At 58.9% G+C, this 22,959-nt stretch carries 19 protein-coding genes and 2 riboswitches; of the genes, 9 read left to right on the top strand and 10 right to left on the bottom strand.

The window, feature by feature from the left end; all coding sequences use genetic code 11:
• Window positions 1–86 precede the first annotated feature (86 nt).
• Window positions 87–1,220: an energy transducer TonB gene (locus tag VMU57_RS15150; protein WP_325384880.1), complete on the bottom strand. Its 1,134-nt coding sequence runs from the start codon at window positions 1,218–1,220 to the stop codon at window positions 87–89.
• Window positions 1,221–1,570: 350 nt separating this feature from the next.
• Between VMU57_RS15150 and galE the strand changes: the two genes are divergently transcribed.
• The 3 genes from galE to crcB all read left to right on the top strand — a co-directional run bounded on the left by galE (window position 1,571) and on the right by crcB (window position 3,730).
• A complete protein-coding gene (gene galE / locus VMU57_RS15145; protein ID WP_325384878.1) occupies window positions 1,571–2,539 on the top strand; it encodes a UDP-glucose 4-epimerase GalE in 969 nt (322 codons plus the stop codon).
• 43 nt (window positions 2,540–2,582) lie between these two features.
• Window positions 2,583–3,158 (top strand): DUF421 domain-containing protein, encoded by a 576-nt coding sequence (locus VMU57_RS15140; protein ID WP_325384876.1) that lies wholly within the window; start codon window positions 2,583–2,585, stop codon window positions 3,156–3,158.
• 47 nt (window positions 3,159–3,205) lie between these two features.
• A riboswitch (Fluoride riboswitch) is annotated at window positions 3,206–3,267 on the top strand.
• Between the two features lie 37 nt (window positions 3,268–3,304).
• Window positions 3,305–3,730 (top strand): fluoride efflux transporter CrcB, encoded by a 426-nt coding sequence (gene crcB, locus VMU57_RS15135; protein ID WP_325384874.1) that lies wholly within the window; start codon window positions 3,305–3,307, stop codon window positions 3,728–3,730.
• Window positions 3,731–3,758: 28 nt separating this feature from the next.
• Here crcB and VMU57_RS15130 read toward each other — a convergent pair whose 3' ends face one another.
• Window positions 3,759–5,954, bottom strand: a complete 2,196-nt coding sequence (locus VMU57_RS15130) for a glycosyl hydrolase 115 family protein (RefSeq protein WP_325384872.1) — start codon at window positions 5,952–5,954, stop codon at window positions 3,759–3,761.
• 157 nt (window positions 5,955–6,111) lie between these two features.
• A riboswitch (Fluoride riboswitch) is annotated at window positions 6,112–6,182 on the top strand.
• Window positions 6,183–6,194: 12 nt separating this feature from the next.
• Between VMU57_RS15130 and VMU57_RS15125 the strand changes: the two genes are divergently transcribed.
• Both VMU57_RS15125 and dcp read left to right on the top strand, forming a co-directional pair.
• Entirely contained in the window at window positions 6,195–7,622 is a 1,428-nt protein-coding gene (locus VMU57_RS15125; RefSeq protein ID WP_325384870.1) for a voltage-gated chloride channel family protein, read from the top strand.
• Window positions 7,555–9,726 carry a peptidyl-dipeptidase Dcp gene (gene dcp / locus VMU57_RS15120; RefSeq protein WP_325384868.1) on the top strand — a complete coding sequence of 724 codons (2,172 nt, stop codon included), beginning with the start codon at window positions 7,555–7,557 and terminating at the stop codon, window positions 9,724–9,726. Before VMU57_RS15125 ends, dcp begins: the two co-directional genes overlap by 68 nt.
• A 32-nt stretch (window positions 9,727–9,758) precedes the next feature.
• Here dcp and VMU57_RS15115 read toward each other — a convergent pair whose 3' ends face one another.
• On the bottom strand, window positions 9,759–10,028 hold the full coding sequence (locus VMU57_RS15115; protein ID WP_325384866.1) for a hypothetical protein: 270 nt from the start codon (window positions 10,026–10,028) through the stop codon (window positions 9,759–9,761).
• Between the two features lie 12 nt (window positions 10,029–10,040).
• On the opposite strand from VMU57_RS15115, the gene acs reads away from it, so the two are divergent.
• Window positions 10,041–12,002 (top strand): acetate--CoA ligase, encoded by a 1,962-nt coding sequence (acs, locus tag VMU57_RS15110; RefSeq protein WP_325384864.1) that lies wholly within the window; start codon window positions 10,041–10,043, stop codon window positions 12,000–12,002.
• Window positions 12,003–12,020: 18 nt separating this feature from the next.
• Here acs and VMU57_RS15105 read toward each other — a convergent pair whose 3' ends face one another.
• The 4 genes from VMU57_RS15105 to sppA form a co-directional block, all read right to left on the bottom strand.
• Window positions 12,021–14,417: a PAS domain S-box protein gene (locus VMU57_RS15105; protein WP_325384862.1), complete on the bottom strand. Its 2,397-nt coding sequence runs from the start codon at window positions 14,415–14,417 to the stop codon at window positions 12,021–12,023.
• A gap of 65 nt (window positions 14,418–14,482) precedes the next feature.
• Window positions 14,483–15,055, bottom strand: coding sequence for a nuclear transport factor 2 family protein (locus VMU57_RS15100; protein ID WP_325384860.1), 573 nt, complete (start codon window positions 15,053–15,055; stop codon window positions 14,483–14,485).
• A 148-nt stretch (window positions 15,056–15,203) separates the two neighbouring features.
• Window positions 15,204–15,551, bottom strand: coding sequence for an HU family DNA-binding protein (locus VMU57_RS15095; protein WP_325384858.1), 348 nt, complete (start codon window positions 15,549–15,551; stop codon window positions 15,204–15,206).
• A gap of 274 nt (window positions 15,552–15,825) precedes the next feature.
• On the bottom strand, window positions 15,826–16,749 hold the full coding sequence (gene sppA / locus VMU57_RS15090) for a signal peptide peptidase SppA (RefSeq protein ID WP_325384856.1): 924 nt from the start codon (window positions 16,747–16,749) through the stop codon (window positions 15,826–15,828).
• Window positions 16,750–17,039: 290 nt separating this feature from the next.
• Here sppA and VMU57_RS15085 point away from each other — a divergent pair, with 290 nt between their 5' ends.
• From VMU57_RS15085 to VMU57_RS15075, 3 genes are all read left to right on the top strand, one after another.
• Window positions 17,040–17,852 (top strand): dolichyl-phosphate beta-glucosyltransferase, encoded by an 813-nt coding sequence (locus VMU57_RS15085; RefSeq protein ID WP_325384854.1) that lies wholly within the window; start codon window positions 17,040–17,042, stop codon window positions 17,850–17,852.
• Window positions 17,853–18,089: 237 nt separating this feature from the next.
• Complete coding sequence (locus tag VMU57_RS15080) at window positions 18,090–20,036, top strand: NHL repeat-containing protein (RefSeq protein WP_325384852.1); 1,947 nt, start codon at window positions 18,090–18,092, stop codon at window positions 20,034–20,036.
• Window positions 20,037–20,167: 131 nt separating this feature from the next.
• On the top strand, window positions 20,168–21,028 hold the full coding sequence (locus tag VMU57_RS15075) for a proline dehydrogenase family protein (RefSeq protein ID WP_325384850.1): 861 nt from the start codon (window positions 20,168–20,170) through the stop codon (window positions 21,026–21,028).
• A 478-nt stretch (window positions 21,029–21,506) separates the two neighbouring features.
• On the opposite strand, the gene VMU57_RS15070 is transcribed toward VMU57_RS15075, so the two are convergent.
• From VMU57_RS15070 to VMU57_RS15060, 3 genes are all read right to left on the bottom strand, one after another.
• Window positions 21,507–22,127, bottom strand: a complete 621-nt coding sequence (locus VMU57_RS15070) for a DUF3106 domain-containing protein (protein ID WP_325384848.1) — start codon at window positions 22,125–22,127, stop codon at window positions 21,507–21,509.
• A 101-nt stretch (window positions 22,128–22,228) separates the two neighbouring features.
• A complete protein-coding gene (locus VMU57_RS15065; RefSeq protein WP_325384846.1) occupies window positions 22,229–22,738 on the bottom strand; it encodes a hypothetical protein in 510 nt (169 codons plus the stop codon).
• A 66-nt stretch (window positions 22,739–22,804) separates the two neighbouring features.
• Window positions 22,805–22,945, bottom strand: a complete 141-nt coding sequence (locus tag VMU57_RS15060; RefSeq protein ID WP_325384918.1) for an RNA polymerase sigma factor — start codon at window positions 22,943–22,945, stop codon at window positions 22,805–22,807.
• Window positions 22,946–22,959 lie beyond the last annotated feature (14 nt).

Here is a 22,959-nt window from a genome sequence, read left to right as displayed (position 1 = left end):
TTTGCGGCTCCTGCGGCGACCTTGCGGTCAGCCTTCTTAATTTGATCTTCATGTTAGCTAGTCAGACTACGTTCAAACAAATAGGTTTATCCGGCGAGTTGGAATGCGACATTGACAACGCCCTCCCAATCGACTGGACGTCCGGATGCATCGGTGGCTGGAGAAAAGCGGGTCCCTTCCACGGCGCGAATGGCGGATTCGCCCAGACCGTGCCCGAGGTCGCGGGTAACGCCCAGCACCTGGACGGTGCCCGAGGCAGAGACGCGAAGTCGAACCGACACGGTGCCTTCGATATGCTCCTTGATCGCCTCGGCAGTGTACTGCGGACGAGGCTTGTACAAGACCTTCGGCGCAGATCCCGAACGGGCATAGGTTGGGGCAGAGGATGGTCCAGCAGGGGGCGGCGCGACTCGACCGAGGTTGACCGGGCTGGCAGCCTCGCGGCTATGAGAGTTCATCGGGCCATTGCTTCCGGCAACGCCAAGACGGACTCCACGGACGGCGCCTGATGCATTGTCTCTGCCATTCATATTCTGGCTGCCGGAGGAACCCGAGCCAAGGGTGACGGCTTTGGCGGCAGGTCCTGCTCCCGAGTTGGAGGCAGGCATGCCGGCCATACCCCTCTGCCCAAGATTAATGGAGCTGACGGCGGGTCGGTTGGAAGGTGCAATGGGATTGTCAGGACGTCCCAGGGCCACCGGGGAGGGATGGGGGGAGTTATTGACGACAGCAGCTGCCTGGGCGCGTCCCAGGTGAACGACCTTGGGCGCAGGCGGCGGCTCGATCCGCTTGGGCGGCGCCGGAACCACGACAGGAACAGGACGCGTCATGTGGACAACCGGAACCTTGGGCTCAGGCTCCTTGACCTCAGGCACTTTGATCTTGGGCGGCTGAGGCTGAACCACCGGCGGCTTGGGCATCGGCGGCGTGTGGATGACCGGAGGAGGGGGCGGTGGCTTGAGCGGTAACGGCTCGATCAGGGTGACGAGTTTTTTCTCGGGCGGAACAATCGTGTTTCTTACTGCGGCCCCGATGATAATGATGACGACTGCGATCAGGACATTGATGACGATGGAGCTATACAGCGAGCTTTTGCTCTGGCTGCCGTCATTCAAAATGCCAAAATGCTTGAACTGGATATTCTGCGGTGCTGGGTTGTCGCTGCGAAGCGGCTTTACCATAAAAGTCCTTCGTAATGCCTCATCATCGAGGCGGAGCATGAGGCCGATCCCGGCGACACAACCAGAACCGGGGGAAACGGGATGAAAAAGCTCCGAACAACTTCTGTCGGAGATCCGTCGAGTGATCGAACTCTGTCGATCTGCCCGATAAAACTTTTATTGCGAGGGAGATAGTTGCTCCGTCATTTAACTTCTATATAGACAGACGAGAAAAGAGGAAGAAAAGGTTGTAGCAGGTGCCGTGCTTTGGGGAGTAACTTCTGTTTTGTGTGCCGGCACTCTGCAGATTGTCTACTGCAAGTATAGTGCCGGAAGGCTATGTGATTGACACTGGTACTTTTGTGGTATCCAAGTAGAGAACAAATTGCAGGATAAATGGAGATTTTTTCATGAAGATTCTGGTAACAGGCGGGGCGGGATATATCGGCGGGACGGTGACGCGTCTGTTGTTGGCAAAGGGGCACTCGGTGACGGTGTTCGATAACCTGTGCCACAGCAAGAGATCCGCCGTAGCCGAAGGAGCAAAGTTCATTCTTGGCGATCTGGCGGACCGGGCGATTGTGGAAAAAACGCTGAACGACGGCCGTTTTGATGGCGTCATGCACTTTGCCGCCTTGATCGAGGCGGGGGAGAGCATGAAGAAGCCGGAGATTTATTTCCGCAACAACACGGCCTCGACGCTGACGCTGCTGGAGTCGATGTTGGCCACTGGACACGACAAGCTGGTCTTCAGCTCCACGGCTGCCTGTTATGGAGAGCCGGAGTCGACGCCGATTCTTGAGGATGCCAAGTTGCAACCCACCAATGCTTACGGAGAGAGCAAACTCCTTGTAGAGCAAATGCTTAGGTGGATGAACCTAATTCATGGGTTTAAGTATGCCAGCCTGCGCTACTTCAACGTAGCCGGAGCGATTGAGGGCTATGGCGAGGCGCATGAACCAGAGTCGCACCTGATTCCGCTGATTCTGGATGTGGCGCTGGGAAGGCGGAAGGACATCAAGATCTTTGGACGGGATTATCCGACCAAGGATGGCACCTGCATCCGGGACTATATCCACGTACGTGATCTGGCCGAAGCCCACCTGCTTGCATTGGAAGCGCTCAGCCACGAGAGCCGGTTGATCTACAACATTGGCAACGGACAGGGCTTTACCGTGCTCGAGGTAATCGAATCGGTACGCCGAGTGACCGGGAAGTCGATTCCGGTCGAAGAACTCGAGCGCCGGGCTGGCGATCCGGCAGTGCTGGTGGCCAGTTCCGAGAAGATCAAGAAGGAGTTGGGCTGGAAGCCGCAGTTTGCCGAGCTGGACAAGATTGTTGCCAGCGCATGGGAGTGGCACCAGAAGAGATACGCCTGATTTGCAGTCGCAGTGACGGAACAACCGTAAAAGGAGTTTTTCTGTGATCCAGAGTATGTTTGCCCTCCATCTGCCGATTCTGGAGAAGCTGCTGCGGCCCATGATCGTCTACCTCTTCCTGATTGGGTTTCTCCGCCTGTTTGGGAAGAGGGAGCTGGCGCAGTTGAACCCGTTCGACCTGGTGGTGCTGTTGAGCCTGTCGAACACGGTGCAGAATGCAATGATCGGGGACGATAACTCCGTGACCGGGGGAATCATTGGAGCGTTTGCCCTGCTGGCGATCAACTGGCTGCTGACGCTGGTACTGTTCAAAAGCCCGAAGCTCGACAAAATCGTCGAGGGCACGGAGACTGTGCTGATACGACACGGGGTGTTGGACCAGGCGGCTATGAAGAAGGAGGCCCTCACGGAACTCGAGCTGAAGTCCGTGCTTCATAAGCAGGGACTCAACTCCTACGCCGAGGTGGAGAAGTGCGTGCTCGAGCCGAACGGCACCTTCTATGTCGAGGCGAAGACGCCGAGCTCCGATGATGCCGAGCGGAGGGAGGTTCTGGCATTGGTGCGAACGCTTTCTGCCGAGGTGCGAGAGTTGAAGGTGCTGCTGGCGGCGAGAGGGTAAGCCGCTGCAATTCGGATTTGCGAAGGAGTGTCTTGCGGGAATAGCATCTTGTCGAGGGGAATGGAGTCTCCCGAAACCGCCCGATAGGGCTGATGACTCCTGCCGGTTCAATACGCTCGCCAAGGCGGGCATACTACGAGGGCAGGATGTCAACCTATCTCTGGATAACACTAGGCAGTGCACTGGGTGGGGTGCTGCGTTATGCGCTGACGCGGCTAACTCTCGATAGCAGCACGAATTTTCCGTGGGGTACGATCCTCATTAATGTGATTGGCTGCTTCGTCATGGGCTTCTTCGGCACGTTTACCTTTCCCGGCAGCCGGTTCGAAGTTCCTGAGAACATCCGGCTATTCGTGATGGTCGGCTTGTGCGGTGGCTTTACGACCTTCTCGTCTTTCAGCCTGCAGACCTTCGACCTGCTGCGGACCGGAGAGTGGAGCCGTGCGCTGGCGAACGTTGTACTTTCGGTTCTGCTTTGCCTCGGCGCGGTGGCGCTGGGCCATATAGTCGCACACCACAGCAATGCGATCTTTGCCGTCGCTTCGAACCAGGAAGAAGAGTACACCGGCTGACATACGCGGCCGGTGCATGGTTCCTCGTTTATTGCACGTCGGCCGAGCGGTCTCCCTCGTAGTGCATGATGTGGTAGTAGCCCTCCCAGCCGTTCCATAGAAGCGGCTGCGGCAACGGAGTCGATGGATCTTCAAGGAACTTCGCGAAGACCTCAACCAGTTCGCGAGTTCTGGGAACGCCCGTCAGCCAGTCTCCGTGATACCAGTTCTTCCACTTGCCGTACTCAGCATCGGCTTCGGCGCGGTGAATATTATCCAATGCGCTCAGAGCTTCTTCCGCTTCCTGATGAGCTTTAGCGCTGTCTCCGCTTTCGGCATCCTGAATGGCCTTGGAGATGAGCAATAATGTCCGGTTGCTCTCGCGGTTGATTGCGATCATGGCCAGCACCTGGGCGCGGTAGAAGGGAAGCCGCGATGGCGTAACCAGTGGCTCGGCGGCGAGGGCCTGTTTCCACACCGCGTCCCATCGCGGCAGTGCGTCGTCGCACTGCTGAATCTCTTTTGCCGCAGTCGTGTTGAGCCACGCTTTCTCCGTTGCACGGTCAGACGCTCCGGCGATTCGTGGCTGCTCCCACTTCGGAGCCTGGCTGGGGACGGAGTAGATCGGCGAGTCGATCATGTAGGTCAGCATCATGCGCCGCGATTCGGTGTGATAAAGCTGGTCGCCATACTCGAGGGGCGGCGTGCCGAAGTGCGCCGGGGCCTGAAAGTATGCCTCGTAGACCTTGGCGACGGCAGGCGCGGCCTTGGCTCCGAACTCCTCGGTAGCCCATTGACGATAGAAGTCATTGGCCGGGTGAGCGCTCTCGGTGGGAAGGCCCTTCCATGCGATGTCCATCACCGCCTTGGTGGTCATGGAGACGGGGCGGATGTCGCTGGTGTTGAGCAGCAGGTACGCCGTGGCTTTGGCCTTGATGTAGCGGCCCAGTTCGGAGTCGATGCGGTCGACGGGCACCATCTCCGTGAGCTGGTTGGAGCGGTCGTTCATCATGGCGACGTGATAGTAAGCGCCCTGGCCCGCGGCGACCTGTCCATTGTCCTGAAGATACCCATAACCGGTGTCGGCCCAGACCAGCGTGACCTCGGGAGGGATGGTGAGGTCGCCCTGCTTGACCAGCCTCGCTCCCTCCTGCCAAAGATCCGTGACAAACTTCGCGTCCGGATGCGCGGCGCGCACGATGCGCATCTGATCGGCGATGGCCTTGCTGATCAACGCTCCCAGGGCCTTGTCGTTGCCTTTGACGCTGGGGTCCATCGAATCGTAGCTGACATCGGAGAGGCCGCGCAGGCCGACTGACCAGAGGATCTCCTGATGCGCCGGATAGGTCGCGACTGCATCTTTCCAGGCGCGCTCGAGAATCTCAGGATGCGTTGTGTAGTTGTAGGGAACGTTCTTAGGCCAGCGAGCCACGTTAAGTCCGAGAGGAATGGCGTGGTGCTGGTTCATGATCAGGCCACGCTTTGCCGCCAGAGCGATCTGCGGATCGTCAGGGAAGATCCATGTGCCGGGCACCACCATGTTTCCTTTGAGGCGCAGTATGGTCTCGTAGACCTTGTTCCACACGTCGAGCGAGATGCCGGTCTTGTCTTTCTTCTCTCCGGGAGCCCATCCCGTCAGCAGGTCTTCGTCGTTGAGAAAGAAGCCGCGATATTTGAAGACTGGCGCAGGGAAGACCTCGTTGAGCGAAGCCGGAACTTCGATGTGGGTGCGCCGAGCGGGTTCGTGATCGGTCCAGTAATACATAGGATCGACGCCGAGATATTCCTGCGAGAACTGGTAGATTGCATAGACGGTGCCGCGCAGGTCGGCCCCGGCCAGCACAACCACTTCTGTCGGACGCTTCGCATTCCAACTGGCCTTGTGTGTCGAGATGGAGAACGATTCCGGCGCGGTCAATCCGCTGGGACGCATCGCTTCGGGGAGCTGCGACTGCTCTCCGATCAGGATCGTCGCTTGCCCAGCATCTTCCGGGCGAGTTACGATCTTCGGCTTTGCGCCAAACACTTTTTCAAAGTCGGAAGCGACATCCTCGGTCGCCTGCTGAATCGGTGCAGGCTCGCTGGGATCGAGAAGGATGGTAACTGTGGGGCCGATGCTAATGGAGCTACTTCTGGTCGACGGCGATTTCTGCGCCGAGGCAGATGTACCCGCAACGACGGCGAAAACAGCGAGAAGCGCAACCATTCCATTGACCCAGTAGCGGCGCTTGTTTCGATCCGACATCTTATGCAACCTCTTAATCAGGAAATCTCAGGCAAGCAAAATTCTATAGAGATAGTGTTTCCACCTGTTTTTTAATCGGAAGATTAAAAATCATTTCTTGCGTCGCTGATAAGAAAATTGATTGACCCTGTCAGCGGACGATTGATACTCTATGTATACAACTTTGGGTGATGGAGTTCGCCCTAACCGCCTGCGCGGCCTGCGCAAGCTGATGACTCCTACGACATCGTAGGAGGCCCTTTGCAGAAAAATAACGTGGTGTGGTCTGGAAGCGAGCAAGGGCATATCCTCGTCGATTTGCTTCGCTGGCTGGCGATTGCTTCCGTTGCCGGAGTTCTGGCTGGCTCGGCGTCGGCGTTGCTTTTGGCTTCGCTGGAGTGGGCGACAGCGGTACGTGAAAGCCACAAGTGGATCATTGCGCTGCTGCCGCTGGCCGGCTTATTCGTCGGCTGCCTCTACAAATATCTTGGCACTTCGGTTGAGGCAGGGAACAACCTCATCCTCGACGAGATCCATGACCCCAAGGCAGTCCTGCCGCTGCGGATGACTCCGCTGATCCTGCTGGGAACCGCAGTCACGCACCTCTTCGGCGGTTCGGCCGGGCGTGAGGGAACCGCAATTCAGACCGGCGCTTCTCTAGCCGATCAACTGACCCGACCTCTGGGACTTAATGCCAGAGACAGGCGCATTCTGCTAATGGCAGGCATCAGCGGCGGTTTTGGCTCCGTCTTTGGAACTCCGTTGTCGGGCGCGATCTTTGGGCTTGAGGTGCTGGCGATTGGCCGTATCGGCTATGACGGTATCTTTCCCTGTTTTGTGGGCGCGTTTGTCGGCGATTTCATCACCCGCGCCTGGGGCATTCACCATACGATCTATCGCGTAACTTCGGTGCCGAAGCTCACCTTTACCGGCTTCCTCTCCGCCATCGCCGCGGGCGCGGCGTTTGGCCTGGTTGGGATGGCCTTTGCGAAGACGACGCACGCCATCGGGCACTGGGGCAAGAATAATATTGCGTGGGCACCGTTGCGGCCATTTACCGGCGGCGTCATCGTTGCGGTGGCGGTCTTCGCTATCGGCACCACGAAGTACATCGGCCTGGGGATACCGACGATTGTCGCGGCGTTCGCGACTCACCTGCCACCGTACGACTTTGCCGCCAAGTTTCTATTTACAGCGGTGACGCTTGGCTTTGGATTCAAAGGTGGCGAGGTCACCCCCTTGTTCTATATAGGAGCCACGCTTGGCAATGCTCTGGCGTGGCTGCTGCCGCTGCCGCCATCGTTGCTGGCTGGCATGGGATTTGTCGCGGTCTTCGCGGGAGCAGCAAATACTCCGATTGCCTCATCGCTGATGGCAGTGGAACTGTTCGGTGCCGAGGCTGGAGCGTATGCAGCAATAGCCTGCGTGGTGAGCTACCTGTTCTCAGGTCACGCCGGAATCTATCACTCGCAGCGCGTAGGCCACAGCAAGCACGCGAGAACGATAGGCGAAGAGGGTTTATCGCTGGGGGTCGTGACGAAGGCGCGGGTAGGCAAGGGAGCCCATCCATTGAACTCCAGGGATTCCTCTACAATCGAGCGTGTGAGGGACATGACCAGCTATGAACACAATTCGTCCGCGCAAGAACAACTTCATGATGTCGAGGATATGTCTTCTGACTGCCGCTAGCGCCATTGCTTTGAGTTCCAGTGTCGTGCCAGCCTATGCTGCTGGCGCAGAGTTCGGCCCGTCGAATCCGTTCTATGCGGCGAGCACGCTGCCGTTTCAGGCGCCGCCCTTCGACAAGATCAAGGACAGCGACTACCAGTCTGCGATTGAAGCTGGCATGGCGCAGCAGCTCGTCGAGATGCAGGCGATTGCCGATAATCCCGCCTCGCCGACCTTCGAGAACACGCTGGTGGCGATGGAGAAGACGGGCCAGTTGTTCGACCGCGTGATGATGGTGTTCAACGGCGTCACCGGCGCAAACATCGACCCCGAGCTGCAAAAGGTGCAGGACATAGAGGCCCCGAAGCTGGCTGCGCATGACGATGCCATCTATCTGGACTCGAAGCTGTTTCACCGCGTCGAGACGATCTATAAAGAGCGCGAATCGCTTAAGCTCGATCCCGAGTCGCTGAAGCTGGTGGATTTCTATTACAAGAAGTTTGTTCACTCCGGCGCGAACCTCTCCGATGACGATAAGGCGAAGCTCAAGAAGTTGAACGAAGAGGAGTCGACGCTCTCGAATGCATTTATCACCAAGCTGCTGGCTGCCACTAAGGATGCCGCTTACGTAACGACAGACAAGGCAGCGCTGGCGGGAATGAGCGATGCGCAGATTGCCGCAGCGGCCGAGGCGGCGAAGGAGCGCGGTAAGCAGGGCTGGGTGCTTCCGCTACAGAACACGACGCAGCAGCCGGATCTGGTTTCGTTGAGTAATCGCGATACGCGCAAGGCTCTGTTCGAGGACTCGTGGACGCGAGCGGAACGCGGCAATGCCGATGACACGCGCTCCACCATCGCGCGGCTGGCGCAGGTTCGTGCCGAGAAGGCGAAGCTGCTGGGCTATCCGAACTTTGCGGCGTGGACGCTGGAGAATCAGATGGCCAAAACACCCGAGGCCGCGCTGAAGTTTATGAATGCTCTGGTCCCGGCGACAACGGCGAAGGTTGCCACCGAGGCAAAGGACATTCAGGCTGTCATCGATGCGCAGAAGGGCGGCTTCACGCTCGAGCCGTGGGACTGGGAGTTCTATTCCGAGCAGGTGCGCAAGGCCCGGTACGATCTCGATGAAGCGCAGGTCAAGCCGTACTTCGAGTTGAATAATGTGCTGCAGAACGGTGTGTTCTATGCCGCCCACCAGCTCTATGGGCTGACGTTCAAAGAGCGGAAGGACATTCCGGTCTACAACCCGGACGTGCGCGTCTTCGAGGTCTTCGATGCCGACGGCAAGCCGCTGGCGCTGTTCTATTGCGACTACTTCAAGCGCGACAACAAGAACGGCGGCGCGTGGATGGATGTCTTCATGGGCCAGTCCAAGCTGCTGGGCACGCTGCCGGTGGTCTATAACGTCGCCAACTTCCAAAAGCCTGCAGCGGGCGAGCCAGCGCTGATCAGCTTTTCCGATGTGACCACGATGTTCCATGAGTTTGGCCATGGGCTGCATGGCATGTTTGCCGATACCGAGTATCCGAGCCTCTCGGGAACTTCGGTGGCGCGTGACTTTGTCGAATTTCCGTCACAGTTCAATGAGCACTGGGCGAGCTATCCAGCAGTGTTCAAGCACTACGCGAAGAGCTACAAGACCGGTGAGCCGATGCCGGACGAGCTGGCCGCGAAGATTAAGAAGGCAGCAACCTTCAATCAGGGATATGAGTTGACGGAGTTGCTGGCCGCGGCAGAGCTCGACATGCAGTGGCACACGCTGCCTGCCGATGCGCCTCTGCAAAACCCCGATACGTTTGAAAAAGAGGCGTTGCAGAAGACGCATCTCGACATCAGTTACGTGCCGCCGCGCTATCGTTCCAGCTACTTCATGCACATCTGGGGCAATGGCTATGCGGCTGGCTACTACGCCTATCTCTGGACCGAGATGTTGGACGATGATGCGTACCAGTGGTTCGAGGAGAACGGCGGCCTGACGCGGGCCAACGGCGACCGCTTCCGCCGCATGATTCTTTCGCGGGGCAATACTGAGGACCTTGCAAAGATGTATGCGACCTGGCTGGGCAAGCAGCCGAACGTCGAGCCGATGTTGAAAGACCGCGGCTTGGAGCCCTCAGGCAAATAATGCCAAATAATGCGGGAGAGATGAGAGTGCTGTCAGCCCTTTTTGTTTTGATGGGGTGACAGCTTTTCCATGGCTTTGCTGTAGCGTTCTGGCGGGGCATCGAGCTGCGAGTCGCGTAGCGCGGCACGATAACCGCCCATGTAGATGGAATACATGACCGCCAGCGCACAGCCTACTCCGAAGGCAAAGCCCAAGAAAAAACCGATTGAGGCTGTCCAGTAAAAGGGCATGATGTGAAGTCTACCGCGTACCGGTTTGCCGAGGGTGCGATGGATGCTATACCTTTTTTCGATAGGGAACATGGAGGTTTTTGCGTGGCATCGTCTGTTGAACATACGAATCTGGATTCGAGCTTGAGAGAAAACCGGGTATTTGCGCCGCACGCGGAGTTTGCGGCCAAGGCCCATGTAAAGAGTCTGGAGCAGTATGAGGCGATGTATCGCCGCAGCGTCGAACAGCCGGAGGAGTTCTGGGCAGAGGCCGCAGCAGAGCTGGAGTGGTTCGCTCCGTGGAACAAGGTCCTCGACGGTGAAGGCAAGGATGCGAAGTGGTTTGTCGGGGGCAAGCTCAACCTCTCGCACAACTGCGTTGACCGCCACGCCCTGGGAGCACGCAAGGACAAGATTGCGCTGCTTTGGGAGGGCGAGCCCGGCGAGGTGCGGCGGCTGACCTATGGCGATCTGCACGAGCAGGTGCAGCGTTTTGCGAATGTGCTGAAGGGGCTGGGCGTCAAGCGCGGCGACCGCGTTGCCATCTACATGGGCATGTGTCCGGAGCTTGCGATTGCGCTGCTGGGATGCGCGCGCATCGGCGCGATTCATTCGGTGATCTTCGGCGGATTTGCCGCTCACGCCATTGTGGACCGCGTGAATGACTCGCAATGCGTCGCCGTAGTGACGCAGGACGCGAGTTATCGCCGTGGGGGCGAAGTGAAGCTGAAGGCGATTGTCGACGAGGCGCTGGAGAATTGCCCTTCCGTGAAGAACGTTGTGGTGTATCGGCGTTCGGGCTCCGAGATCAAGATGAAGGAAGGCCGCGATATCTGGTGGGATGAGGCTATGCTGCAGACCGGGAAGGAGTGCGCGCCGGAGTGGATGGACGCCGAAGACCCACTGTATCTGCTGTACACCTCAGGAACGACGGGCAAGCCCAAGGGACTCGTGCATACGACCGGCGGCTACTCGGTTCAGACATACCTCACCAGCAAGTACGTCTTCGATCTGCGTGAGGAAGACGTCTACTGGTGCACAGCAGACATTGGTTGGGTAACAGGACATAGCTATGTGGTCTATGGTCCATTGCAGTGTGGCGCGACGGTGATGATGTATGAGGGCGCGCCGAACTGGCCGGAGAACGACCGCTTCTGGAAGATCATCGACGACCATAAGGTAACAGTCTTCTATACTGCGCCGACAGCAATTCGCGCATTTACGAAATGGGGAAATGAGTGGGTCGAGAAGCACTCGCTCGATTCGCTGCGGCTGCTGGGAACGGTGGGCGAGCCGATCAATCCCGAGTCGTGGATGTGGTATCACCGCGAGATTGGCAAGGAACGTTGCCCAATTGTCGATACATGGTGGCAGACGGAGACAGGTGCGATCATGATCGCACCGATTCCGGGTGCTGTACCTGCGAAGCCGGGTTCGGCGACGAGGCCGTTCTTTGGGATTGTTCCTGAAGTGGTTACAAAAGAGGGCGAGCCGGTTCCCGACGGACAAGGCGGCCTTCTGGTGATTCGCAAGCCATGGCCTTCGATGGCACGCACCATCTATGGCGATCCGAAGCGTTACGAAGAGGCATACTGGAGCGAGATTCCCGGAAGCTACTTCACCGGCGACGGTGCGCGGCGCGATGCCGATGGCTACTTCTGGTTGATGGGGCGCGTGGATGATGTCATCAATGTCAGCGGACACCGGCTGGGAACGATGGAGGTGGAATCGGCTTTGGTGGCGCACCCCAAGGTGGCTGAGGCCGCGGTGGTGGGCCGTCCCCATGAGATGAAGGGGCAGGCCATTGCTGCGTTCGTCACGCTCGAGTCCGGCTACGAAGCCAGCGAAGAGCTGAGGCAGGAGCTGCGCCAGTGGGTCGCCCAAGAGATCGGCGCGCTGGCTCGGCCCGAAGATCTGCGGTTTACGGATTCGCTGCCCAAGACGCGGAGCGGCAAGATCATGCGGCGGCTGTTGCGTGAACTGGCGACGACCGGTGAGGTGAAAGGCGATACGACCACGCTCGAAGACTTCGCCGTGATTGCGAAGCTGCGTGAAGAGGAAGAGTGAGATCTCTCTCCTTACCGCTTAGAGAAGATTGTTTGCTGGCTGAGTAGGCAGGGTGAAGTGAAAGGTTGTGCCTCTGACGGCATTACTGGTGGCCCAGATGCCGCCTCCATGCTGAGTCACGATGCTACGACAGATCGCCAGCCCGAGGCCCGTGCCTCCCAGCGCGCGCGAGTCCGACGCGTCTACCTGATGGAAGCGCTCGAAGATGGTCTCCAGCTTGTCGGCGGGAACACCGCGGCCCTGATCGCTGATCTCGATGATGGCTTCATTCTCGTCGAGGTTGCGCGCGGTCAGGTGGATCGCGCCGCCGGGATAGGAGAATTTGATGGCATTCGAGATGAGGTTATTGAAGGCTTGAAGGATGCGGTCGGGATCGGCCCAGACGCTGACGCCACTTGCGTCGAACGAAATGTCAACCTCCGGCTTCGGAATCTCCGCCTGTTGAATGCTGGCCGCACGCCGCATCAATTCCTCGATATCGCACATCACGCGTTGCAACTCGTCTTTACCGCTGCCGATGCGTTCCAGATCGAGGATGTCGTTAACCAGCCGGATGAGGCGGTCTGAGTTGTTGATGGCGATGTCGAGCATCTGTTGCGCTTTTTCCGGACGCTCGGAGAGTACATCCGCATGCAGCAGTCCCAGAGCTCCGCGAATGGAGGTGAGCGGTGTTCGCAGCTCGTGAGAGACGGTGGAGATGAACTCGTCTTTCATGCGGTTCAGGGCATGACGCTCCGTGGTATCGGTAAAGGCGACGACGACGCCGATGGCCTTTACCTTGCCGCGGTCAAGCATCTGCGAATCGAGCTGGGGGCGGGCGACATAGTCGACAGGGAAGCAGGTGCCGTCCTTGCGCCAGAAGACCTCGTCGGAGACGCGCACCGTATCGAAGAGGGAGAGACTCTTGCGGATAGGCGATTCTTCGCTGGGATAGGACGTGCCGTCGACGCGGGTGTGATGAATCAGCTCGTGCATCCTGCGACCCAGAATCTCGCTTTGCCGGTAGCCCAGCATTTGGGCGGCTGCGGGATTGACGATCGTCACCCTGCCTTCGAGGTCGAGACCGTAGATGCCGTCGCCCACCGACTCGAGAATGGAATCGGATTGATTCGTGAGGGTGCGGAGGCGGCCTTCGGCTCTGATCTGCTCGCTGATATCCACGCCGAAGCCCAGGACGTAGGGCGCGCGGCCCGGCGAAAGGATGAGCTTGTTGCGATAGGCCACGACGCGGGTTTCGCCATCGGTATGGGCGAGATGCAGAAACCCCTGGGCCTCGCCGCTCTGGGCGATCAGTTCGAGATAATCCTTGAGCAGGGGCTTGCGGTCGAGAACGATGAACTCTTCAAGGGAATGGCCGATCATCTCAGCTACAGTTCGCCCGATGGTCTGTGCGCCATGGGAGTTGACGGAGAGCAGCATACCGCGCAGGTCGTGCGTACAGACCATGCCGAGAGAGCCTTCGATGAGCAGGCGATAACGGGATTCACTCTCGCGCAGCGTCGCTTCGGCCGCGCGCTGCGTGGTGACATCGATGCCCGTGGCAATGATGAAGGTGATCTGGCCCTGTGCGTCGCGCAGAGCGGTGGCCGTCCATGCAATGCGACGAAGGCTGCCATCGCGATGCAGCCATTGGTTCTCATAGGCGGCGGGGAGATCGCCGGACCGCAGCCGCTCGAAGTCTTCAATCGCTTCGGGAATCTCCTGGCGGGGAATCAGTTTGTCCCAGGGATAGCGCCCGACCAGCGTGGTGAAGTCATAGCCCGAGGCGGTCTCGCAGGCGCGGTTGAAGCGGACGATGCGGCCCGCGGGATCGAAGACCGCGACCAGCGCACCGACAGTATCAAGCACTGCCGAGACGAAGTTGCGCTCGACCGTCAGGGCCGATTCGACGCGTTGGCGGTAGCGCGCCGCGCGGTCGATCTGGCGAATCCGGCTGCTGAGCTCAAGCCGGGTGATGACCTGTCGCGCGAGAATGGCCAGCGCCGACGATTGCTCCGGGGTGAGCGTGCGGACAGGGAAGTCAAGGACGAACAGCGCCCCGAGATTGACGCCGCCCGGCGTAATCAGGGGAACTCCCGCATAGAAGCGATAGTGGCGGCCTTCGAGAAGGATGCCATCGGGCGTGTAGTTAGGATCGGCACGCGCATCGCGAATCTCATAAAGGGTATCGCCGAGAATGGTCGTCTCGCAGGGCAGGCTGCCCAACGCTACATCCGGTGCCTTCGCCCCGAAGCGCGACTTCAGCCAGATGCGGTCATTGCCGATGAGTGAGACTGCCGCGACAGGCGCGTTGCACACCTGCGCGGTCAGCCGGGTAATGTCATCGAGAATTGGGTCCGGCGCAGAGTTGAGCACCTCATATTGATTGAGGGCCTCGATTCGCAGGACTTCGTCTTTGACATGGAGAGCATTCATCTAGCCTCTCGATGGTAGGGGATGGCATAAGTGCTGACACTGCTACTTTTGGGGTAGCGAAGCCGTTACGGCTTGGGCAGCGTACAGCATTCCCCCGCGCCCGCGGGCTCGTCGGAGCTCGCATCCATTGCGACCTTCCAGCTTCCATCGGTGACCTTTTTCCACACCGTAAAGTACCGTCCGGAGATGACCACGGGCTGGCCATTCTTATCCTTGGAGCGGCCCTCGTAGTGTCCCCAGGTGAAGCCCATGTCGTTTGACGGGCCCATTTGGGCACCTTGCGGAGTCCAGCTGAGTTGATAGGTCTTGGGGTCCCATTGAGCCTGTGCCGCAATGGCGGCGCGGCCCATGACGGCAGGCTTGCCATTGTTAAGAGTCACAGCATCATCGGCGAACCAGCTGGCGAATGCCTTACCGCCGCCCTCTGCAACTGATTTTCCGAATTTTCCGTCCAGTTCCAGCAGCAGAATGACGCCCGGGGAGAGGGTCGGCTGGACGAGCGGGCTGATAAGCGTAGGGGACTGCTTCGCCAGGTTGTCGAACCCCGAGGTAGAGTCCGGACCCGTCTGGGCCGCGAGTGGAAGCGCGGCAACCGCGCACAGGACGAAAACGATTCCAGAACTAAAAAAGCGCTGCATACAGGCTATGCTACCAGCGGAATACGCGAGGGGTGAGCGTGTGAGCCCACGCCACGATGAAGTAGCTGAAGGACCGGTGTCAAAGCCGAGACAGCCGCCTTGAGCCGGATGGGGAGACGACGATTTGGATTCGCGAACCGGCCCTGAGCTACATGGCAGGGGGATGGTGAGGATCGATATGTTTGGTGTCTGGCTGGGTAGAGTTGAGGCCTTTGTTTCCGGACGGGTTGACCGAGTCGCGCAGCTCTTTGGACGGCTTGAAGAAGGGGACGCGCTTTGCCGGCACCTCTACCTTCTCTCCGGTCTTTGGATTACGTCCGGTGCGCGCATTGCGCTGGCGGGTGCGAAAGCTGCCAAAGCCACGAATCTCGATCTTGTCGCCTGACTTGAGAGCGCCGATGACGGCCTCGAAGAGGGTATCAACGATGACCTCTCCGTCGCGGCGGGTGAGGTCGCCCAGGGCGGTCACTTTGTCTACGAGGTCTGCTTTGGTCATGAGCGGGTTCCTTTCGTACTTGGGAGGGCCATAAGTTGTGATGCTGATTTCTCGAATTGAGTAGGATGCAAATACTCATTGTCGTTGATTGTAGACGGGATGGAGGCAATTCGCTCCCTAAATCTCACCCAAAAATCGCTGACGCAGTCTGAAAGAATTGAGATGCGCAAACCACCCCATTCGTCACGTGGAAGTCCGAAAAAGCCCCGATTTTCTTCTCGGAGCCTTCCAGTATTCCGCAAGGGACCTCCTGCAAAGGCGGCAGGGCAGTCTGTTACTTCCACATAAAGTAGAAGCCAGGGGAGTGGTTCAGCAGTTGCCCAGGGTTGGAAAACAGGTCATTGGCGTCCCCGGTGAGCAAAGCCAGCAGCCCGCCTTTATTTTTTGGCGAGCGGACGATATTCGGCTCGCCCGAGATTCCAACCCCGCGGGCGGTGTCGATCAGCGCGCTGCGAAATCCTCCCACTTTGTCGATGAGGCCCAGCGGAAGCGCCTGTTCGCCGGTCCAGACCTGCCCGGTGGCGAGCGGCTTGATCTTGTTGTCGGTGGTATGACGACCGGTGGCGACGTCGTGGATGAACTGCCCGTACATGTTGTCGACCAGCGACTGGAAGTAGGCCTGCTCCTTTGGCGTGGCGTCGCGGCTGGGGTCGCCAGCATCTTTCAGCTCTCCGGCGTGGATGACGACGCTCTTCAGCTTCGCCCAGTGCATCAGGTCGCCATAGTTGGTCCACTCCATGATGACGCCGATGGAGCCGACAACAGACGCGTCATTGGCATAGATCTTGTCGCAGCCGCTGGCGATGTAATACGCCCCTGAAGCCCCCACCGACTCGACCGAGGCGATGATCTTCTTGTGGTCTTCCTTCCGGACGCGAAGTACCTCGTGATAGATCTCCTGCGAGGCTGCAGCCCCGCCGCCGGGAGAGTTGATATGCAGGATGATGGCTTTGACCGAGGAGTCCTCGCCGAACTTGCGAAGCTGGGTGTCGATATCGTCCGGCGACAGGATGACGCCGTTAATGTCGATGACAGCGATGCGGCTGCCGCCTCCCAGGTCGAGTCCCGCTGTTCCCGTCGCCGAGCGCACCGTCATCCAGACCATGAAGGTGAACAGCAGAACCACGGCGGCAAGCGAGCCGGCGATGATGCCGATGTAGAACCAGGGCGAACGTCTCCGCGGAGGAGGATATGGCATAGGATAGCCTTGAAACGGTGTGGGATAGGGCTGAGGCTGGGCGGCCGTATAGGGAGGGGGAGGAGGCGGTGGCTGAGGTACAAAATCTTCCGGCATGGTGAGGAGTGTAGCAAAGACTCATGGCTTGCCGTATGCCGGCTAAAAAACCCCTTCGGGGTTTGTAGGATCTGCGTCCTAAAAGGTTGCCCGCGCGTCTAAATATTGCAGTATGATGAACGACGGTAGTTTCGATTGCTCCCCATTGACTTTTGCGCAGGTAATCCCGGTTCGGTTGAAAGTTCGGTAGTCAGATGTCGCATCCTCAGCTAAGTATTGTTATACCGGCCTATAACGAGGGAGCGCGCATCGAGGCCGCTCTTGAACGAGTGACCTCCTGTATCGCAACGCGAGGATGGGACGCAGAAATTCTGGTTGTCGACGACGGCTCGAAGGACAATACCGCGGCGATCGTGCAGCGCTGGATGGAGAGCTATCCGCGCCTCCACCTGATCCAGAATCCCGGCAACAAGGGCAAGGGATACTCCGTTCGCAATGGTCTGTTACAGGCCGCAGGCGAAATCGTGATGTTCACGGATGCCGATCTCTCGGCCCCCATGGAAGAGGCGGAGCGCCTGATGGCCGCTCTGGCTGACGGTGCCGATGTCGCTATCGGCTCGCGCTGGATGGACCGGACGCGACAGACGATCCATCAGCCGCTCTATCGCCAGTTCTTCGGACGATGTTTCAACTGGGTGACTCGCGCTGTGATGGGGCTGCCCTTCAAAGATACCCAGTGCGGCTTCAAAGCCTTCCGGCGGCCCGCCGCACAGACGATCTTCCGCCTGCAGACCATCGAGCGATGGGGCTTCGATCCCGAGATCCTCTTCATTGCCCGCAAATTGAAGTATGTCGTGCGCGAGGTTCCGGTCACCTGGGGCCATGACGAACGCAGCCGCATGAGCTATCTCAAAGATGGCCTCAAGATGCTGGAAGATATGGCAAAAATTCGCGCGAACTCGATTGCTGGCCGCTACGACGAGGCCATCGCTGCCATGAAGGACACCAGCACGATGGTCACCGCTCCGGTGGAGCATGTGACGAAAGTGGGCGCTGAAGTCCGCTAGCAGATTCGGTTCCCGGCCGCACACCACATGCACAATTCCCAGTCAAGTAGACTGGCAGTACAGGTAGTGCCCGACGCGCTCTTCCTCATCCCGGTGACGCGAAGGTTGTATCGGGCTGTCCGTATCGTGGGACAGACCTCCGCGAATTCTCTTGCTACCTTGGTATTCGATCCACTTGATTCGCTCCTTTTCGCTCGTTGTGAGCCTTGAATAACTATGTATTGACCAAGGAGCTGTATGCGTTTTCAGATCTCCCTTCGCGGGATTGCCGTGACATTTGTAAGTCTTGTTCTGGCAGGTTGCGGATCAGGAGGAGTACTTCCCGGGACCGCTGGAACTGGCTCAACGGCTGGCACGGGTTCCACCGCTGCAACAGGTTCCGGCACAGGCACAGGTTCAGGCTCTTCCACCGGTTCCGGCAGCACTTCCGGAACGGGTTCAGGCTCAAGCAGCGGCAGTTCAGCCATTGTGCTCTCCGGCCTGGTGCATAGCGGATCAAAGTCCATCTCCGGGGCCTCGGTCGATCTCTACGCAGCAGGTACTTCTGGCTACGGCACCGGAGCAGTCTCTCTGTTGAGCGGATCCGTCACTACCGACACCGATGGAAAATTCAGCATGGCTGGCAGCTCCGCCTGCCCGTCGGCAAATGCACAGGTTTACGTCGTGGCCAAAGGCGGCGATGCAGGCGCGGGCGATAACAGCAGCGCCGTCCTGATGGCGGCCCTGGGCGATTGCAGCGATCTGGGCAGCGACGCGGTCGCCGATGTCAGCGAAGTCTCATCGGTAGCTTCGGTCTATGCGCTTTCGCAGTTCATGAAGCAGGGAACGACCGCGGTAGGCACCAGCAGCACGAATGTCCGCGGTCTGTTGAATGCCTTCGCGACGGTGAACAATCTGATCGACCCGGCGAAGGGCACCGCCCGTGCGACGACCCCTGCCGGAAACGGTACCGTGCCGCAGACGACGATCAACGCGCTGGCCAATATCATGGCAGCCTGCGTTATGACCAAGGGCAATGGAGCCTGCTCGCAACTGCTTTCGCTGGCGACGCCTCCAGGGGGCACGGCTCCTACGGATACGCTGTCGGCGCTGCTCGACATCGCGCTCAACCCCGGTAACAACGTAGCGAAGCTCTCCGCGCTTCAACCCGCGACGAAAGTCTTTCAGCCTGCACTCGCAGGCGCGCCCTCCGACTGGACGCTCAGCATCGAGTACACCGGCGGCGGCCTCAATCTGCCGCAGCTTCTGGCCGTCGACGGCTCCGGCAATATCTGGGTGCCAAACTCAGGAGGTTATCCGGGAACGCTGAGCGAATTCAGCCGGACAGGCGAACCGCTCTCTGGAGCCAAGGGCTTCATGGGCGGTGGCCTGAATGAGCCTTTCGCCGTAGCCGTGGACACCTCCGGAAATATCTGGAGCGCCAATTATGGCGGCGGGGTCAGCGAACATACCTCAGCCGGGACGCCGCTTTCAGGCACCTTGGGCTTCACCGCTACAGGCTTGTCGAATCCGGTTGCACTGGCCCTCGACTCGGCGGGAGACATCTTCACCGCGAACTCCAACAACTCGGTGACCAAGCTCAACTCCGCTGGAAGAATGGTCGCGCAGGTTGCCACGGGCGACCTCGACAATCCTTATGCCGTAGCGATCGACGCCGCGCAGAACATTTGGGTCGCCAACTACGGGTCGAGCAACAGCGTATCGAAGTTCACCAACAGCGGGGCTAGTCCTGCAAACTTTACCGGCAACATGTCCGAGCCTGCGGGGGTCGCCATCGACAGGAACGGGAACGCCTGGGTAGCAAACTTCAATCGCGCCTCGGTCAGTGAACTCAGCAGTACCGGGTCGCTGCTCTCAGGCGGCTCCGGCTTCGCCACCTCGGCTGGCATTAGCTCGGTGGCCGTCGACGGAGACAATACCATCTGGACGGCAAACACCGACGGTTCCATCAGCCGCCTGTCATCGTCTGGAGCGAGTATCTCGCCGGTCAAGACAGGTTATGTCTCGGCCGCGGCAACGGCCGAGGTAGGCCTTGCGCTCGACGCCTCGGGAAATGTCTGGACATCGGACTACAACTTCGGCTTTGGCAACAGCAGCATCTTCGAATACATCGGTGCGGCTGCGCCCACGGTGACGCCGCTGCAACTCGCAGTCAAGAACAAGACCATAGGCACGCGGCCCTAAGCAGTTTCTCCCTAAAGCGAGCGGCATGGGACAATAACCCTTATTGCCCGGGGGGTCCGCCGTTGCTGCGATCTGCGCTGATTGCTTTGTCTCAAAACAAGAGGCTGCGGGCCTTCTCCGAGCGTTCCACAATGGGCCGCAGGCTCTCCGGAAGATTCATCGCCGGCATGACCGTCAGCGACGCGCTCGCCGCCTGCCAGCACGTAAACGGCGAGGGCATCGCGGTCAGCCTCGATTCGCTGGGCGAGAGCGTGACCGTCGAGGCCGAGGCCCGCGCCTCAGCCGCCATCTATCATCAGCTCCTCGATGCGGTCCACCAGCGTGGACTCAACGCCAATGTAAGCGTCAAGCTCTCCCAGATGGGCATGGACTTCGATCCGGCGCTGGCCGAACGCGTCGTGGGCGAGATCGTGGAGCACGCCGCTGCTGCCGGATCTTTTGTCCGCATCGACATGGAATCGTCGGCCTACACGGAGGCCACCATCGCCATCACCGAGCGGCTCGCAGCACGGTATCCCGGACGGGTGGGCGCCGTGTTGCAGGCATATCTCTACCGCACAGCCGAAGACACCGAGCGGCTGTTGGGGCAGGGAATTCGCATTCGCCTGTGCAAGGGCGCTTATAAGGAGGGGCCGGACGTCGCCTTTGCCGCCAAGGCAGAGGTCGATGCCAACTACGTTAGCCTGATGAAGCGGATGGTCACGTTCTCGCAGGAGGGCAAAGGCGTCTTTTGCGGAATCGCGACCCACGACGAGACCATCATCGAGGAGCTGCTGGCCTTCGTTCGCTCCAACAAGTTGCCGCAAAGCGCCTTCGAGTTCCAGATGCTCTACGGAATACGACGCGACCTGCAACGCCAGTTGGCCGCCGACGGATTCGGCGTTCGCGTCTACATCCCATTCGGCTCGGAGTGGTACCCCTACTTCATGCGCAGACTGGCCGAGCGTCCCGCCAATCTCCTCTTCCTGCTCCAGAACTTTTTGAGGAAGTAGGAAATGAAGCGGCGGCGCATTTTGCTGATCGGGCAAATGCCGCGATGGTGCAGGGCAAAACTTCTCCGGTCAGCGCCAACTGCGCAGTCTCTGCCAGCCAGGACAAAGCCCCCGGTCTGGGGTCTGGAGACCGCCGCAAAGAGTAGGGCTGAAAGTCCTGTCTACCTGTTCACCACGTCCGTATCCCCGGCGAATACGCTCTGAAACCCCAAAAACATCAGTAAAATTACGTGTCAAGCCCCGAAATCATCTAACCGCAACAAAACAAAGTACATAGCAGTTGTGGGTTAGTTCTGGTCAATTCGTTACAATTAAAAAGGATCAATAGAACGTAAAGGCCCTGGTTTGGATCAAGTGGAATATCTTGCTCCTAACTATATTATCAACAATACTTTAAAGTAAAGTGTCTGGAATGAATACTTTGCAAATTAAGTCTTTTCAATAGAAGACTTTAGCGGTCTAGTAGGGGGAGTGCAGGTCATCGTGGAGGCTCAGTCGGCAGCAACGGCGCGACATCGAGCAACTGACCCAGCGTGCCCCGTTCCTGCGGAGAAAACTGATTGCGGAAGCGTTCTGAGTTAAGCAGCGACTGACGCTGCGACGGAGGCATCGCTCGCATATCGCGAAAGGCGCGGGCAACCATGCGGCGGCGGTCTATGGGAAGAGCTCCGAGCTGTTGCATGGCTCCGCGGAGCTGCTGCCGCTGGGGCAGGGTGAGACGCTCAATGGCTTCGTTGCGCTCGATCAAACGGCGGCGCTGCTCGGGAGGCATACCGTTGAGTTGACTCAGCCGGTTGCGCAGATGCTCCTGGGTCTGCGGCGGCAACTGGCGAAAACCTGGCTCATTGTTCAAAGCTCGCTGCTGTTGTTCCGGAGTCATGTTGCTGTGGCTGTTCATCCACTGTTCGAGATGCTCGCGATTCTGCCCTCGCGGCCCCTGACGTCCCGAGAACGAGCGCATCTCTCGTCGCTGCCCGTCGCCACCAAATCCCCGGTGTCCGCCGCCGGGTTGCCTCGCGAAGGCCGCAGAGCCAGTCGCGAGCACCAGAACAGCGAGCGCTGACTGGAGCACCTGTCGAAATTTGGCTGAAAGAAACATGGAATGCAGGTCCGCGGCGTTGATGGGTTGGTGAAACAATATTCTAGTCTGAAATCGTTACTCGCCTACTGTATCTCATTCATAATAAACATCGATTGTTGCTAGCTGCTGGGAAGAGCCGGAGAGTTGTCATTGCTCGAGTTGTCATCCTGGAGCAGCAGATTCATCGTCTGTAGAGCCTGATCGTTCTTGTCGAGAATCTGCAGGTCATTCACGGTGGCAGAGATCTGTGTCTTGGCCGGATGCGGGAAGCCGGAGATATCGGCGAAGGTTCCGCCGGCGATCAAAAGGGCAACGGCAAGGCTGCCGGCTAGAGCAGGACGGAACTGGCGGCCGGTGTTGAACAGGAGGCGGCTTCGTATCCGCTCGAACCATCCGGCGACGGGCAGCTCCTGCTCTTCACGCAGACGAACGGCAAGCTTTTGGTCGAAGTAGAGAGACGGCTCCGGCGCCTGCCAGCTATCGAGCAGGGCAAACGTGGCCTCCAGGGACTGGAACTCCTGAATGCAGGCGGAGCAGGACTTCATATGCTCGCGGGCGGCAGCGTTGGACGTTGCGGCCGGGGTAAGCAAAAGTTCCGGAAGAGCGGATTGGCAATCGTGGCAGGTCATGTGGATCCTTTCCAGCTGTTGTTGAGCGCGTCGAGTCAGTGTCATGCGCGCTTGTCGTTCCATGAGCTAAATAAAAGACTTCAGTTTGTCCCGCAACGTTTGGTACGCGCGGAAGAGTAGAGATTTTGTGGCGGACTCGCTTAATTTGAGCACGTCACCGATTTGCTTGTAATCCATGCCTTCGTACTTGTGCATCAGGACGGCCATGCGCTGCCGTTCCG

Origin of the sequence: Edaphobacter sp. (assembly GCF_035532915.1) — a bacterium.
Taxonomy (GTDB): domain Bacteria; phylum Acidobacteriota; class Terriglobia; order Terriglobales; family Acidobacteriaceae; genus Edaphobacter.
This window is presented reverse-complemented; position numbering and strand designations above follow the sequence as displayed.